We start from the raw sequence: 13,822 nt of genomic DNA, 5'->3' as shown, positions 1-13,822 counted from the left end.
CCACCTACATTATTTTTTCGCCGAAACTTTCAACCCAGCTTCCACCAGGCGGCGTATGGCCTCGGCTCTGTTGAGCGCATTTTTATTAGCCCAAGCCTCAATCGCTCGACGCTGATTTCCAGTGAAACGCACACCCCACATGGGGTCGAAACCCGTTGCTGGCCTGCCTCTTCTTTTCTGATTATCGCTTATTGACTTCGTCATTATTTTTGTTTATCAAAAAAGCAGACCGAAAGGAAGCGCCAACTTCCTCTCGGCCCTAACAACAAGCATGGAGACGTATTCCGATGCCTATAGCTACCTCCACGTGTATCATAGAGTTACCTGTCTCCGCATTCTCTTTTGAGGGTGCAAAGGTGCGTGTCCTCAACCGGTCTGATGAACCTTGGTGGGTTCTCGCAGACGTTTGCGCTGTTTTGGGAATAAGAAATTACCGAGATGCTGCTCAACGATTAGACAGTGACGAAAGGAGGTCGGCTTTAGTGGACACCCTTGGTGGCCCCCAAGAAACCACCGTTATCAACAAGTCCGGCCTTTACTCCCTGATCCTTACATCGCGTAAACCCGCAGCGAAACGGTTCAAGAAGTGGGTCACGGCGGAAGTCCGCCCCGCTATCCGAAGAACCGGTGACTACATGGCCGATGCGCCGAAGTCCCGACTAACTGTTCTCGGGATCATCGTTCTGCAATGCCTTGAGGCCAGCTTCGATAAGTCTGCGAGCGGCTTCAGCACGGTTAGGCAAGCCAGATTCGTTTCTGCGCCAGTTGTCAATCTGATCAGACAATTCTGGTTGGAGGCGAATCTCAAAGCGGATGGGCTTACGTTCCATAGCCTGTGAATACGTAGTTTCCGTAACATACGCAACAAAAATTTGACCTCAACCGAAAGATACGGTAGATACGTATCGGTCGGTTGGGGATTGCCCTCCCGCAACCGACCTAACCACAACCAGAGGAGTTATCTCATGGCCACGGCTGAGATCGATACTATCACAGGTTTCATATCTCCCTCCATGCATGATGGTGAGTTGCGTATTCACGATATCGATTTGGCCACCCGCCTAGGATTCGATCGCCCCAGAGACGTTCGCAAACTCATCAAGAGATATTTGGCTGATTTGAAGCAAATGGGGGTTTGCGCCACCGTGGCGCAAACCTCATCCGACAAAGGCGGCCGCCCATCAGAGGAATACTACCTCAACAAGAAGCAGGCGATCTTCATCACGGCGAAGTCGGAGACTAGGGTAGCTACCGAGGTGACAATCGAGATCATAGAACGCTTTGATGCCTATGAACGCGGCGAAGCACCTCCCGTTCGGGTTTCCCCTACACGCCGTCCCTCAATCCTGCGGACCTTCCGCACCGCGATCGAAATCGGGAGACTCGCCGGGTTTAATGGAAGTCAGTTGGTCCTGCGTGCAGGGCGCTATTGCAAAGCCAAGTGCGGTGAGAACCCGCTTGAGCTGATGGGGACGGAGTATTTGACCGCCGCGGAAAATGAACACACGCTGACGCCGAGCCAGATCGGTCAAAAGCTTGGTAGACTCTCAGCGCGGCACATCAATCAGCTTCTGCTGGACCGTGGCTTGCAGACCTCCTATTACGACAAAAAAGGGCATCGCATTTACCACCTCACCGCGGCGGGCAGGCAATATGGACGGTTGGAGGACACTTCCCGCGCACACTCTGGCGGCAATGTGACCGTGTTGCGGTGGTACGCGCGGGTCATCCATGTTCTGCGCCCGCCCTCTCCCCTCCAGATCTCCCAACCGGAAATCGTTTTCGGAGGGCTGGCAAAATGAATCGTGTCAATCTCGAACAGACAAGCGCCACATTGGCCCAGGTCGGGCTCGGGATCACCAGCCTCGCCGAGATCATCGCCTGCGTGGGCTACCGGCTGGAACATGCCGCCTTGACGGCGCATGAGGCGCAGATGATCGGCTCCGCCCTGCGGGATTTCAGCATCGTGTGCGCCTCACGGGGCGATGCCGTCCTCAACGCGGTGGAAAAACTTTCTGAAGACTTAGAGGGATCGCCTGCTTAAGCGACCCGATGGCGCCGCTACAGACCCAGCTTAGCCCAGACGGGCATCACGTTGCTCGGGTGTCCGTCCACGCCGCGCCACGCACTTGCGCAATAATTTTGAGCGCGTGAGTTAGCGCCCGGCTACCACGGCGCTGAAGGTGATGAGATGCGCCATGAGCCGCGACTCCGTTAGGTTCAAGCCTCGCCCAAGAGGCGGCACCTCACCTGCAAAAACCACCTGATATGCAAGAAAAATAATGGCTGAAGACCGTAAAATCACCGAGCTTCAATATCGTATCACCACGCGTGACGAGACGTCATCCGGCACCAAATCCGCGGGCGCCAACCTTGATGCGTTGCAAGGTAAAGCGGAAGACGTCGCCACGAGCTTCACCGACATGGCCCGGCGGGCCGGGGCTTCAACGCGCGCTCTTTCAGACGAGACAGCAAGCGCCGCCGCCACGCTTGGCAAAAAATACACTGCCCTGATTCGGGAAGCCGCCGCTCTCCAGGCGCGCATTCGGGAGCTTGAAGGGTTGCGCGGCAAAATGACGGGCGCGCTTGGTCGCGGCGACGCGCAGGAATTGAAGCAGCTCGAAGCCGAGCTGACATCGGTCTCTCAAAAATATGAGGGAGTGCAGCGCGCAATCCGGCAGGTCACAACGGCCCAGGATGCCGCGACAGGCCGCCTGGGTGAGTTGAACGGCATAGTCCAGGGCTTCCGCGATAATCTCCAAAAGACGGCTTTACAGAGCAACAACCTGTTTGAAGTGACGGAAAAAGGCGCGGGCAGCGCCACAAACGCCCTCCTCCGCATGACAAAATCTTATGACGCCCTCTCCCATAAGCAGGACGCCCTTCACCGCGCGGAAGCGCAGCTTGAAAAATTGCGAGGTGTCAGCGCGCTGGCCGTCGAAAAAGAGTATTTTGACCCCCAAGACGCGGACCGACTCGTCAACCACCAATTGTCACGCATCGCGACGCTCAAAGCTGAGATTGCGACCATTCGTCAGATGGGCGAGGCCTCTGGACAGCAGGCGGAAAAGCATCGGAAGAACGCTGAGTCGATCGGACTTGAAAGCCATCAGCTCGGCATCCTCACGGCGCAGGCCCATAAATTCACGGATATGGTCGTGGCAGGCGGCAACCCCCTCAAAGCCGCCTTTTACGAGGTGCCGAATATGATCACCGTCATGGGCGGGTTCGGCAAAGCCCTTCAGCTCGTCACACATTATCTCGCCGGACCGATCGGGGTCGCCCTCGCTGCCAGTGCCGCAGGCATCGCATTTTACAAGATGGGCTCCCATGCGGAAGCAGAGCAGGCGCGCCTGGCAAAACTTTCCCAGCAATTAAGAGCGACGCGGCAAGATGCGGCGCAGATGGCGGGCGCGATCGACCAGGCCGCCCTCAGCCTGCAGAAGCAACGTGGCTGGGAGGGCGCAGCGGCCAACCAGGCTGCGACGTCGATCGGCGGCACCTACAACTTTACGGGCGGCGCTGGCGATATGATCAGCCTCGCCAACATCGCACGTGATGCCGGCACCGTCTTCGGCTCACTTGAAAAGGGCCTCACCGCTGTTCAGACGGCAATGACGGATCCCGTCGCAGAGATTCAGGCGCTTTATAAGCAGCACCTGCCCGGGATAAGCGCCCAATTGGTTGACCAGGTGAAACAGCTTCAGGCAAGTGGCGAGCAGGGCAAAGCCTATGCGGTGGTGATCAACGCAATTCGGGGCGCAACCAAAGACGCAAATGATATGGCGCTGACGCCTTTTCAGCGCTCCATGCACCGCCTTCAGGAAGCCGCTTCACCGCTACTCAGCGTCATTTCCCGCCTCAGTGCCGCTTTGGGCAAAGACCTGCTCGACGTCATGACAAGCATCCTGTCGGTGATCCCGGCAGATCGCGCCAGCCGTGACGGGCTTGCGGGGTCAAAACTGCTCATCAATGCAAGTGGTCATGTCGGGCTCGGCCAGGTCGATCCGCGCTACGCGCACGGCTATGACATCAGCACACCGTCAGGAAATATCGACGCGGCCCTCACGATTTTTCAAGAGTCGTTGAAACGCGCGGGAAACAGCCTCGACAAAGCGCTCGGCTATTATGGCGGCTTTAAGGATCCGACCAGTGCCGCCGCACGTCATTATGCCGCGTCAATTTACGGGCGGAACCCAATGGATCTGCCGACCGACACGCGTGACCTGATCGAGAGGGAAGCGGCGCGCTTCAATCTAACCGATTTACAGACACGCGTTTTCAAAAATGTGATTTTGCGGGAGAGCGGCGGCCATCAATTCACGGATTACAGAACCCCGGTGACGAATCAGACGAGTCATGCCACCTCCGCCGCCATCATTGATGACCAGAAATCTCTGCAGGCTGGCGCTGCCAATGCCGCGGGCGGGTACAATGCCGGCAGTTTGACAGCGCAGCGCGCGACGATCGAAGCTTTCATCGTCGCTCATGAGAAACTCGCGCAAACGCTGACTGCCGGTTCAGTCGCCTGGCAGAAAAATAATGAAGAATTGAGCAATGCGCGCGCGGAGCTCGCCAATGCAATTTCGCCTCAGGAGAAAATCGCCCGCGGCCTGCAGGACGCGCTGGAGCCGCTACAATCTCAGACGGGTTACTGGCGGGCGATGGCGGAAGTGGTCGCGCAGTTCAATGACGCGGCGCGCGGCACTGCCGTTAACCAGCAAGCTCTGTCAGAAGCGCTCACCGCCAAACAGCAAGCTCTGGCCGCTTCCTATGAGGATGGCACGGCGGCCTCGATGCGTCAGGCGCAGTCTCAGGAGGCGATCGCCAATGCTGCAGGCAAAAGCAGCGCTGCGCTTCAGCACGCAACGAATTTCCAGCAGGCTTACAGCGAGGCTCTCAATGATTTCAGCGAGGGATCGCGTGGTTTCGAAGCAGCGGTTGAAAAGCGCAGCGCCGCGCTCGATCGTCTCTCCGCTGCCCAGGCACGTAGTCAGCAACTAACGCAGAATATCGGTATTCAGGATAATATTTCTCTCATGGAGGCTCAGACCGCCGCAATCGGACAGGACACCCAGCAGCGCCAAATTCATCTATCCATCCTGCAGGCCGAAACGCAGATGCATCGGCAATATGGCGAGATCCTCCCGAAGGAAGCGCAGGATTACATTGCCCTCACCGGCCGCCTGGCTCAAACGACCGCCGCCTATCAGCAGCAGGAATCCGCCTTGAGTGAATTGACAGGTTCGATCTCTTCCATGGCGGACACGCTTTCCAACTCCGTGACGCAGGCTCTTGTCAATGCGTCGAACGGTGGCGTTTCCTTCAAGTCTGTCCTTTCCGGCATTCAATCTCAGGTTTTATCGCTGATCGCGAAACTGTCTCTGGTCAATCCATTGCTCAACGGCCTCGATGGCAAACACCGGAACACGTTAAGCTCTGTCATGAGCCTTTTTGGCGAGGGTGCGTCGGCGGCGCCGGAAAGCATTGTCGGGTCGAAGACCGGCGTCAGTCACGGCAACCTCGCCACCTATCTGAGATCCGCGGAGCATGTGAATCATCAGCGCGAAGGCGGTTTATTCGACTCGGTAGGCTCATTCTTCGGGCGCCTGTTAGGTCGGTCTCACAGTGACGTTCGTCCGGCGGCAACATCACTCCATGATGTGCCTCAAGCGAAACCAACGTCTTTCCTCACCCCCCTCAGCCACGCGTTCAGCGGGATTGGGGGTGGGTTTTCGTTGGGTTCGGCGTTGGGGAATATTGGGGGTGGGCAGTATGGCAATATGGGGTCGATCATCGGGGCCACGGCGGGGACGGCGATCGGGTCGGCGATTTTCCCCGGTGTGGGCACGGTGGTCGGCGGCCTCCTCGGTGGGGCGGCGGGTGGGTTGTTTGGCGGGTTGTTCGGGCACCGCAAGAACCCTTATACCATTGCCCAGGTCCAGGCCGGGCCGGATGGGTTTTCAGTCGGTAAAGTCTGGAACCAGGCGCAGACGGATAATATTACCGGGCCCCTGCGCAAGGATATTGACCGCCTCAACACGCAATTTGCGCGGCTCGGCATTCATGTGGGCGGGGGTTATATCGGTGCGGTGCGGGATGACCGCAATAATAAAGACCCGACGCTCAAAAATGTCGCGCTGGTCGATATCATCAAAAACGCCACCCTGACGTCCGGCAATGCCACATTCACGCAGGCGCTGCGCCAGGGTTTGACCGGCAATTACGGCGATCTCAATGATTATATGCGCACCATCACGCAGCTCAAGGACATGGCCAAAGTGGTGGATGATCTCGGCATTTCAGTCGGGAAGTTCAATGATGATGGCACGGTGGCGGGGGCGAATTTCTCCAAATTCTCCGGCGATCTGCGCACCGCTTTGGATACGGCGATTGGCGGCAGGACAATGTCGGTCGATGATCTGAAAGCGCAGTTTGACACGATCTCGACCTTTGTGAACACCACCATGCCCGACCTGCTCAAAGCCCTTGCGAGCGGTCAGAAGACGTGGGTTGATCAAATGGCCGCGCTTAAAAAGACCTATGAGGATGCGGCCCAGCAAGCGGATTCGTATGGGCTGGATGGCGGCGCCCTCCGCCAGAAATATGAATCGCTTTATGATCAGAGCAAAGCCACGCAGGAAGGGACGCTGAGCCAGAATGCCGACACCGTAAGAGCACGCTATCTGAGCGCCACCGGCGATGATCAGGGTGCGGCTCTGCTGAATTTCGACGTGTCGGCGGCGCAGCAGCGGCAGCAGCTTAAAACATCGTGGGAGAATTATCTCGGCGATGCTTATGCGTCGCAGCAAGCTTATATCGACCAGGCAACGCAGCTTGATAAAACCCTCGCCGCGGAGAGGCTGAACATCCAGAAGCAATATGCGGATCAGGCAAAGCAGGCGAGCCTCTCCGCCGCGCAGTCACTGACGACAAGCTTCGGCAGCCTGACAGACTATGCGCGCGGTCTGGTGACGTCGGATTATTCGCCCCTCTCCATCCAGGACCAATATAAGGTCGCGAATGACAATGTCGCGAAGGATTATAACGCCGCAATGGCGGGGGATTCGGATGCGCTCGGTCGCTTCCAGGGCGATATGGAAACGACTTTGCGCCTCTCCCAGAAATATTGGGGCTCCGGCACGGGTTATGCGGATGACTTTCAGCGCCTGACGGAGATGCTGGGCGGGCTTTCAGGCGCGGATAGCGACAAACTGACCGCCAGCCTGGTCGAGAAACTTTCCAAAAAGCAGGAGGACGCCATGCTGGCGCTGCGCGATAAAATGCAGGAGCTGCTACAGCAGGTTCAGCTTATCCAGGCGCAGCAGAAACAGGCCAGCAATAATGAAGCGCTGCGCCCGAGGCGCGCCTGATGCGCGTGCAGCTTGTTGAACTCGACCTCATCCGCAACAAAGCGGTCCTGCCCGAGATGGCGGGGCTTGAAGGGTGGAATGGCCGCCCCTGGGGGGCGCTTTCCGCTTATCCGCAAGCGGTGGAAAGCTTTGAGACCCTGCGATATTCCGATGCGGGTTACGTGTCGGATGATCATACGCCCTACCCACCTTACGTTATTCAAGGTTTGAGCCTCACGCGCGCACTGACCTTTTCCGCCGAGGCGCTGGGCGGCAGTTACAGTGTGGGCGCGTTGGAAATCGCAAACCCTGATGGCGCGCTCTCGGGCCTTTTGCAAAGCCGTGTCAATGATCACCTCCCTGTCCGCATCCGCGCGGGGCGGAAAGATTGGGACGCATCGCGGCAGATCTGGCGTGACCCGCCTTATGACGCAACCGCCCCCGTCTTTGCCGGGCTCGGGCGCAACTGGCAGCCCGGGCCGACCGGCTTTGAGGTGCCGCTGCTGGATGCAACTTACTGGCTTGATACAGCCATGCCCACGCGCAGTTATGGCGGCGGGGGCGGTCTGGACGGGGATAAAAACGTTGTCGGCCGCAGCCACCCACGCCTGCGCGGCATGTGCCGCAATATCACCCCGATTTTGATTGATGCCGTTAATCTTGTCTATCAGCTCTCCGACGCGGAAGCGGAGATCACAGCGGTTTATGAAGGGGGCTTCGGTGGGGGGATCGCCTTTGGCGGGCGGGTTGATGATCTTTACGCCGCACCGCCCGCGCCCGGCCATTACACCATCCAGCATTCGCCCGCGGGCACGTGGCTGCGCCTGGGCACCAAACCTGTCTATGCCATCACCCTCGACGCGACGGGGCGCTTCCCCTCCGGCGCCGCGCCGCATGGCTTGCTGAGCCTCCTCAGACAGATGCTGATTGAAGATCTGACATTGCCTGCCAACTTCATCGACCCGGGTTGGGACGCGGTTTCAGAATCTTATGACCCGTCGGGGGGCTGGTATTGGGATGGCGGGGAAAATGTCTCGGGCCGGGGCGTCTGCAACACGCTGCTTTCCGGGTTGGGCATCAGCCTGATCCCGACACGCACCGGCACGTTGCGGCCCTTTCTGATGAGACGGGTCTGTGACGATGTGCCGGAACTGCGCTATCTCAGCGCCGATGTGATTGCCCGCATCGCCCCCATGCGTCTGGATGCGTCGCTGGACCCGCCACCCTGGCGCTGGCGCGTCGGCTATGCGCATAATTTTACGCGACAGATCCATCTGAATGACCTGCATCCCCAGATCTCGGTGGACCAGCGCAATTTTATCGCTGAGTCAGACCGTGCCGCCTTATGGGTCAGCACGGCGGTCAAATCAGATTGGCGCGTCCCGTCCGACCCGCCTCTCCTGACAACCGCCCTGGCGCAGGAGAGCGATGCGGCTGCCATTGCGGATCGCCTCGGTGACGTTTGGGGCCGCCGGCGTCATATGTGGGCGATCGACGTGCCGCGCGACATGGCGACAGGATTTGAGCTGGGCGACACGGTCTTCCTCCGCGCCCCGATCCCGGGCGCGGAGGATGGCGCGCGCGGCACGGTAATTGGCGAAATGTCAAACGCGCTCGACCCCACCACCACCCTTACCCTACTGGTCTGACAAAATGGAAAATTGTGGCTTTGGCTGGCAGAATTTTGTTCTGATCGGCTCTCTCAGTGCGTCTTCCCAGCACGCGCAACTGCCTGTGACCAACCTTAAACTTCCACAAGGCGCAGCAAGCCTGGCCTGGCGGGCGATCGGGGACACGGTGTCGCTGGTGCTTCGTGCCGTGGGCGCATATCGCGTCGTCAGTGTGCATCGCACCAATCTGACCGCCAACGCGGTTTTGCGTGTGACGCTTTTCCGCGGCGATGTCGCGATCATTGAGGCCACCTCTGATGGGACGGCGCCGGTGAACGGGCAATGCGTGATTGTCCTCCCCCGGGCCTATTCAGGCGACCAGATGCGCCTCGACATCACCGATCACGATAACCCGGATGGCTTTCTTTCCATCCCGCTCTGCTATGCGGGGCCGCTCTTTCAACCGGCCCGCAATTACGCCGCGGCCAGCACGGAAAATGTGAGCGCCACCGCGCTTGAAACCACCACCATGGCAGGGGCGGAATTTGTTGCGCCGCAATATGTGCAGCGCAGGCTGACCATCGCCCATCAGTCACTGGGTGATGACGATGTGTCCGCCCTGCGCAGCCTGCAGATTGCGGCCGCCAGCGGTGCCAATACGCTCTTTATCCCCAACCCCGGTGCGGCGCCGCAGAATGTGACAAAGGCGGCGCTTTATGGGCGGGCCGTCATGAATGAGATTTCCAACCCCTTCGGCGCGGCGGACAGGCACGCCACCACCATCGACATCAAGGAAAGATTATGAGCACGCCCAAAGTCCTCGATCTCGTCCTGGAGACGAGCACCAATCCCGGCACAGGTGCCTTCGTGCTGAATGGCGCGCCGACAGGCCGGCGCAGCTTCGCCACCGCCCTGGCGGAAGGGGGCGATGTTTATTATTACGCCGAAGACGGGTCCCAGGCCGAATGGGGCGTGGGCGCGTTGGAAGTCGGGGCCGTCAACACACTGACGCGCCAGACTATCCTGGGCAATACCAGCGCGGGGCGCAACCCGCTGAACTTCACGACAGAAGTGCGCGTCTATTCCGGCCTGCCGGGGGACCGCATTGCCCCGCTGAACGCGGACGGCACGCTCTCGCTTGCCTCCCCCGCCGATGAGGATGACTCCGAAACCGCCCCGACCACAAAATGGACACGTAAACGCCTCGACGCGCTGGAGGCCACCGTCCGCCAGCTGGTCGAAACCCTCAAGGCCGACAGCGCCGCAACTTACGTAAAAAAAGCCGGGGATGAGATGGAGGGGAACCTTACAGTGAATGTGAGGTATGCGGGTGCCACGACGCCAGGCGAGATTTACACAGGTGGAACCGTAAGGCAGATCGGGCCCTATGCGAAGATTGCCGCGACTTTGAGCCCTTACGATGTCGCCGGCAAATATGCTGGTTACTTAATGCGTCTCTATGATGCGGCGGGCGTTGAGCACAAATTCGCGTTCAGGAATGACGACAATATTTACACGGAAAATGGTCGTTTACTGAATGATGGAGAGGATTTGAAAAGCCTCAAGGCAAGCATCAGCGGCCGTGTGGACTGGGCGTCATACAACGCGAAAGTCAAAGATTTCCAAGGTCAAATCTGGAACCGCCCCACCGCCGACGAATTCAATTCGGGCGATAGCCGGGTCATTCTCCTCCCCTTCTACGGCATGATTCAGAGCTTCAAATCGGGCGGCGTCGGCCTCTATAGCCGCATCAATTTCCCCCGCGCCTTCTCCAGCGTCTCCAGCATTGCCTGTACGCTCGTTTCGAACACAGGTCAGCGAAGGGATGTCACGATAGGGCGGGTGGATAATGGGGGCTTCTCAGTCATGTCGAATCTCGATGGCAGCGAGCTTTACGTCCAGGCCATCGGGAAACGATGATGATGCAACCGGAGCTAACGTTTCAGCGTGAGGTTGACGTCGTGCGCAAGGACTGCCGCGGCGATGAGCCGAATGTGACGCGCCTTGAATTTGGTGTGAGGGATCGGTTCGCGAAAATGCGGGATCAGTATTTGAAGCTTTTAAGAGAGAAATTGGGGATCTCTAGCCGCAGTTGATTTGTGAAAGCGCAAAGAGCGCCACGACGAACGCACCCCTATCATGGCACCAACGAAGAACCCGATCGCCGCCAAACGGAGAGGTTTGTCCGCGAGATTCGTGAAATACATTGTCTTCCCCACCTTGATTTAACCGCTGAAAATCGCGGCCGCGGTCAATTGACGGCGATTCACGTCCGCCGCGATCATATAGAAAGCGGCCCGACCATACGCCTACACGTTGACCGAACGATGACCGCGCTTCCATTTCAAGGGTGGCGGGTTTCGCTGGGCAAACGTGGCGAGATTACGAAGCCAGTTCGCCACCTCTTCCGGTATTGCGCTATCGCCAGAGACCCAGCGCCGCACGAGCCTCGGGTCGCATTCGATGGCTTCAGCCAATCCACGTTGCGACCAGTGCAACGTGTTGAGAGACCGCCTAAGGTCAACCGGGCTCATTTCAGAAAATGCGTCACGAGGGAGACGATAATCGAACCCATGGCCGCAGCAACAGACGTGGATACCACAATGGGAGCAAACCAGCGGTCACGGCCAAGCTTAGCAGCCTCCGCCACAAACTTCCGTTGCTCCGCCACAAATTTATCGCTTTCAGCAAGCAGGTGACGCAGTTCGATAGCCAGGCGGTGGTCTTCGTAAACGTGTCCGGATTTCGCTGACATTGATCATGCCCTTACATGCGCCGGGTTCATTACCTGTCTAAGTCCTCATATTGGGGATTTATGCGCAATATGTAAAGCCCCTTCCCCCACAGCCACCCATACGGGTGGCTTTTTCTTAAGGAGCCAGAAATTGGACATTAATGCTCTTCTCAACCAGCTCCAACATGCCCTTCCTGAAAGCTGGGCTGTCTACACGCCTTTTATCTTTCTTATGCTCTCAGGGCTCTGCAATGTGCTCGCCGTCGGTCTGAAACCGCCGACACTCGGGTCAAAGCATTATCTTGTGCGCAAATTCTATTATCTCATCGTCACTTGGGGCGCGCTTAATCTTGGCCATGCATCGAACCGACTCCAATGCGAACGCACGGGCTTCATGGTCAAACGTGACGAAGCGGATGCCGCTCACAGGGCCCTGACCAAAGCGGGCATCGACGTCCTGACGCGTGACCACGACGTCAAAAACAAAAATAATCAGGAGTAAGAAATGAAGAAGCCTCATAGCCGCAGGGCTTTTCTGCGCCTTTCCTGCGCCAGCGCCGCGATTTTAACGCTACCCGACTGCAGCGTGATACACGGCAAAAACACGACGACATTGATCCTCAATGTCGCCAAGATCCGTGCCTATGCGCAGGCAGGTCTCAACGCAGCAGCTACAATCCTTTCTCTTCCCCTGGTAGCTTCCACGATTGGGGCTGGCGTCGCGGCCACGATCACCCTGTCGAGCGAGGGCGTCGTTTCGGCGTTGAACGCGTTTGAAGCGGAGGTCGGTGATCAGGTAACAATTGTTTATGATTCGGGCGATCTCAAATCGAAGGTTGACGCCCTGCTTTCGGCCTTGGAAAAGCTTTCTCACGGCCTCACGAAGGCGCTCGGTTCGATGTCCCCCTCTTTGGACGAGAAGACGCGCGCGACGGTCGCCACTGCGCTCAACGCTCTCAGCACCATCGTCGCGATCTTCCAGGCCCTTCTCAGCGGGGCAATCGCTGTTGGTGGTGCGCCCCGGCGTCGCACCCGGCCCATGACAGAATCAGAGGCCCTCGCCACCCTTGGCGTGACCCTCTGACTGTAAGCTTACAGCTCTCCGAACAACAAACAATAAAATCTCGAGGAGACATTCAAATGACCTATAAACTCGGCAAGCGCCCCGCAAAGCGTGACCCGCGAACATACCGCCTCACACCGGCCCTCACCGCCCACTGGCCCTCCGTGCCGGAGGCGCAGGACTGGTCCGACAAGGTCGATTATCAAATGTGGGGCAATGACACATGCGGCTGTTGCGGCCTCGCGTCACAGGCGGGGTTCATTGCGACTTGGACGAAAAACGCGCAGTCCCAAGTCCTGCTTTCCACCGATCAGGTGATTGCCAATTACGCTGATGTGTCCGGCTACGATCCCAGGACGGGCATCAACGATGACGGCGTCATTCTCCTGGACGTGCTGAAAATCTGGCGCAAAAACGGCTTTCGCCGCCCTGGCCCGGACAAGGATATTCTGACCGCTTTCGGCTATGTTGAGCGCAAGGATGTCATGTCCGTCAAACGCTGCATCGCCTTCCTCGGCGGGATTATCGGCGGTGTGCAGATGGTGCAGGGCTTCATGGAGCTTGAGCCAGGGGACACGTGGGATCTCGACAAGGTCTCGAACCACATGCCGGTGGGCGGCCATGCCATTGCCGTGACGGGTTACAATAAGGACGGGCTCTTCTTCGCCTCCTGGGGCGCGCGGAGCTTCATGCCCTGGGCGACGTGGCAACATATCTCCGATGAGAGTTACGGCCTGCTGAGCCGCCAGAACTGGCTGGGCGATGATGGCAAGTCGCCGAAAGACCAGACATTCGATGCCCTGCTGAGTGAGATCCGCTCACTTTAACCGCGATCCCCGATCGGAAGCTGGCGCGCTGTCAGGCTCACGACGCCCCGAAGGATGGGGCAGGCAATTCGAGCCAAATGACCCTGTCCTGTTGCGCCCAAAGTGTCGAAATTTGTTTTACACCTTGCCCTAAAACGCTTGAGAAACGGTGGAGGGAAAACCACTGTTTTACACTTTAGAGCTTTGAAAACATTGAATCAGGGCATTCCCGCCCGGACCTCCACCTTTCATGAAAT

The 13,822-nt window shown here is 58.2% G+C and carries 12 protein-coding genes; 10 read left to right on the top strand and 2 right to left on the bottom strand.

Translation table 11 applies throughout. The annotated features are described in order from the left end of the window. The first annotated feature begins 287 nt into the window (after positions 1–287). The 7 genes from CGLAMM_RS07065 (at position 288) to CGLAMM_RS07035 (ending at position 10,882) form a co-directional block, all read left to right on the top strand. Entirely contained in the window at positions 288–839 is a 552-nt protein-coding gene (locus CGLAMM_RS07065) for a BRO-N domain-containing protein (RefSeq protein WP_394819752.1), read from the top strand. A 126-nt stretch (positions 840–965) separates the two neighbouring features. Then, positions 966–1,802, top strand: a complete 837-nt coding sequence (locus tag CGLAMM_RS07060; RefSeq protein WP_394819751.1) for a Rha family transcriptional regulator — start codon at positions 966–968, stop codon at positions 1,800–1,802. Next, positions 1,799–2,044 carry a hypothetical protein gene (locus tag CGLAMM_RS07055; protein WP_394819750.1) on the top strand — a complete coding sequence of 82 codons (246 nt, stop codon included), beginning with the start codon at positions 1,799–1,801 and terminating at the stop codon, positions 2,042–2,044. The genes CGLAMM_RS07060 and CGLAMM_RS07055 overlap by 4 nt, the downstream gene beginning before the upstream one ends. 238 nt (positions 2,045–2,282) lie before the next feature. Beyond that, positions 2,283–7,373 carry a phage tail protein gene (locus tag CGLAMM_RS07050; protein ID WP_418115510.1) on the top strand — a complete coding sequence of 1,697 codons (5,091 nt, stop codon included), beginning with the start codon at positions 2,283–2,285 and terminating at the stop codon, positions 7,371–7,373. Further along, positions 7,373–9,001 carry a hypothetical protein gene (locus CGLAMM_RS07045; protein ID WP_418115509.1) on the top strand — a complete coding sequence of 543 codons (1,629 nt, stop codon included), beginning with the start codon at positions 7,373–7,375 and terminating at the stop codon, positions 8,999–9,001. Before CGLAMM_RS07050 ends, CGLAMM_RS07045 begins: the two co-directional genes overlap by 1 nt. A 4-nt stretch (positions 9,002–9,005) precedes the next feature. Then, the gene (locus tag CGLAMM_RS07040) at positions 9,006–9,767 is read left to right on the top strand and encodes a hypothetical protein (protein ID WP_394819153.1); all 762 of its coding nucleotides are present in this window, start codon (positions 9,006–9,008) and stop codon (positions 9,765–9,767) included. Then, positions 9,764–10,882, top strand: a complete 1,119-nt coding sequence (locus CGLAMM_RS07035; RefSeq protein ID WP_394820419.1) for a hypothetical protein — start codon at positions 9,764–9,766, stop codon at positions 10,880–10,882. The genes CGLAMM_RS07040 and CGLAMM_RS07035 overlap by 4 nt, the downstream gene beginning before the upstream one ends. Positions 10,883–11,271: 389 nt before the next feature. Here the strand turns inward: CGLAMM_RS07035 and CGLAMM_RS07030 are convergent, their stop codons facing one another. Together CGLAMM_RS07030 and CGLAMM_RS07025 are read right to left on the bottom strand one after the other, a co-directional pair. Further along, entirely contained in the window at positions 11,272–11,496 is a 225-nt protein-coding gene (locus CGLAMM_RS07030) for a helix-turn-helix domain-containing protein (RefSeq protein WP_394820417.1), read from the bottom strand. Continuing rightward, on the bottom strand, positions 11,493–11,717 hold the full coding sequence (locus tag CGLAMM_RS07025; protein ID WP_394820416.1) for a hypothetical protein: 225 nt from the start codon (positions 11,715–11,717) through the stop codon (positions 11,493–11,495). The genes CGLAMM_RS07030 and CGLAMM_RS07025 overlap by 4 nt, the downstream gene beginning before the upstream one ends. A gap of 130 nt (positions 11,718–11,847) precedes the next feature. Here CGLAMM_RS07025 and CGLAMM_RS07020 point away from each other — a divergent pair, with 130 nt between their 5' ends. From CGLAMM_RS07020 to CGLAMM_RS07010, 3 genes are read left to right on the top strand one after another with little or no spacing between them, the layout of a single operon-like run. Next, positions 11,848–12,198 carry a hypothetical protein gene (locus CGLAMM_RS07020; RefSeq protein ID WP_394820415.1) on the top strand — a complete coding sequence of 117 codons (351 nt, stop codon included), beginning with the start codon at positions 11,848–11,850 and terminating at the stop codon, positions 12,196–12,198. A gap of 3 nt (positions 12,199–12,201) precedes the next feature. Continuing rightward, positions 12,202–12,780 (top strand): hypothetical protein, encoded by a 579-nt coding sequence (locus tag CGLAMM_RS07015; protein ID WP_394820414.1) that lies wholly within the window; start codon positions 12,202–12,204, stop codon positions 12,778–12,780. Positions 12,781–12,836: 56 nt separating this feature from the next. Further along, positions 12,837–13,586 (top strand): C1 family peptidase, encoded by a 750-nt coding sequence (locus tag CGLAMM_RS07010; protein ID WP_394820413.1) that lies wholly within the window; start codon positions 12,837–12,839, stop codon positions 13,584–13,586. Positions 13,587–13,822 lie beyond the last annotated feature (236 nt).

This window comes from Sorlinia euscelidii (assembly GCF_036452135.1).
Taxonomy (GTDB): Bacteria; Pseudomonadota; Alphaproteobacteria; order Acetobacterales; family Acetobacteraceae; genus Sorlinia; species Sorlinia euscelidii.
Note: the sequence above shows the minus strand (reverse complement) of the source record. Positions and strands in the feature narration are given on the sequence as shown.

Excerpts from the sequence above, each read along its gene's own strand:
- CGLAMM_RS07065 (WP_394819752.1), top strand. The coding sequence starts at position 288 with ATGCCTATAGCTACCTCCACGTGTATCATAGAGTTACCTGTCTCCGCA.
- CGLAMM_RS07060 (WP_394819751.1), top strand. The coding sequence starts at position 966 with ATGGCCACGGCTGAGATCGATACTATCACAGGTTTCATATCTCCCTCC.
- CGLAMM_RS07055 (WP_394819750.1), top strand. The coding sequence starts at position 1,799 with ATGAATCGTGTCAATCTCGAACAGACAAGCGCCACATTGGCCCAGGTC.
- CGLAMM_RS07050 (WP_418115510.1), top strand. The coding sequence starts at position 2,283 with ATGGCTGAAGACCGTAAAATCACCGAGCTTCAATATCGTATCACCACG.
- CGLAMM_RS07045 (WP_418115509.1), top strand. The coding sequence starts at position 7,373 with ATGCGCGTGCAGCTTGTTGAACTCGACCTCATCCGCAACAAAGCGGTC.
- CGLAMM_RS07040 (WP_394819153.1), top strand. The coding sequence starts at position 9,006 with ATGGAAAATTGTGGCTTTGGCTGGCAGAATTTTGTTCTGATCGGCTCT.
- CGLAMM_RS07035 (WP_394820419.1), top strand. The coding sequence starts at position 9,764 with ATGAGCACGCCCAAAGTCCTCGATCTCGTCCTGGAGACGAGCACCAAT.
- CGLAMM_RS07030 (WP_394820417.1), bottom strand. The coding sequence starts at position 11,496 with ATGAGCCCGGTTGACCTTAGGCGGTCTCTCAACACGTTGCACTGGTCG.
- CGLAMM_RS07025 (WP_394820416.1), bottom strand. The coding sequence starts at position 11,717 with ATGTCAGCGAAATCCGGACACGTTTACGAAGACCACCGCCTGGCTATC.
- CGLAMM_RS07015 (WP_394820414.1), top strand. The coding sequence starts at position 12,202 with ATGAAGAAGCCTCATAGCCGCAGGGCTTTTCTGCGCCTTTCCTGCGCC.
- CGLAMM_RS07010 (WP_394820413.1), top strand. The coding sequence starts at position 12,837 with ATGACCTATAAACTCGGCAAGCGCCCCGCAAAGCGTGACCCGCGAACA.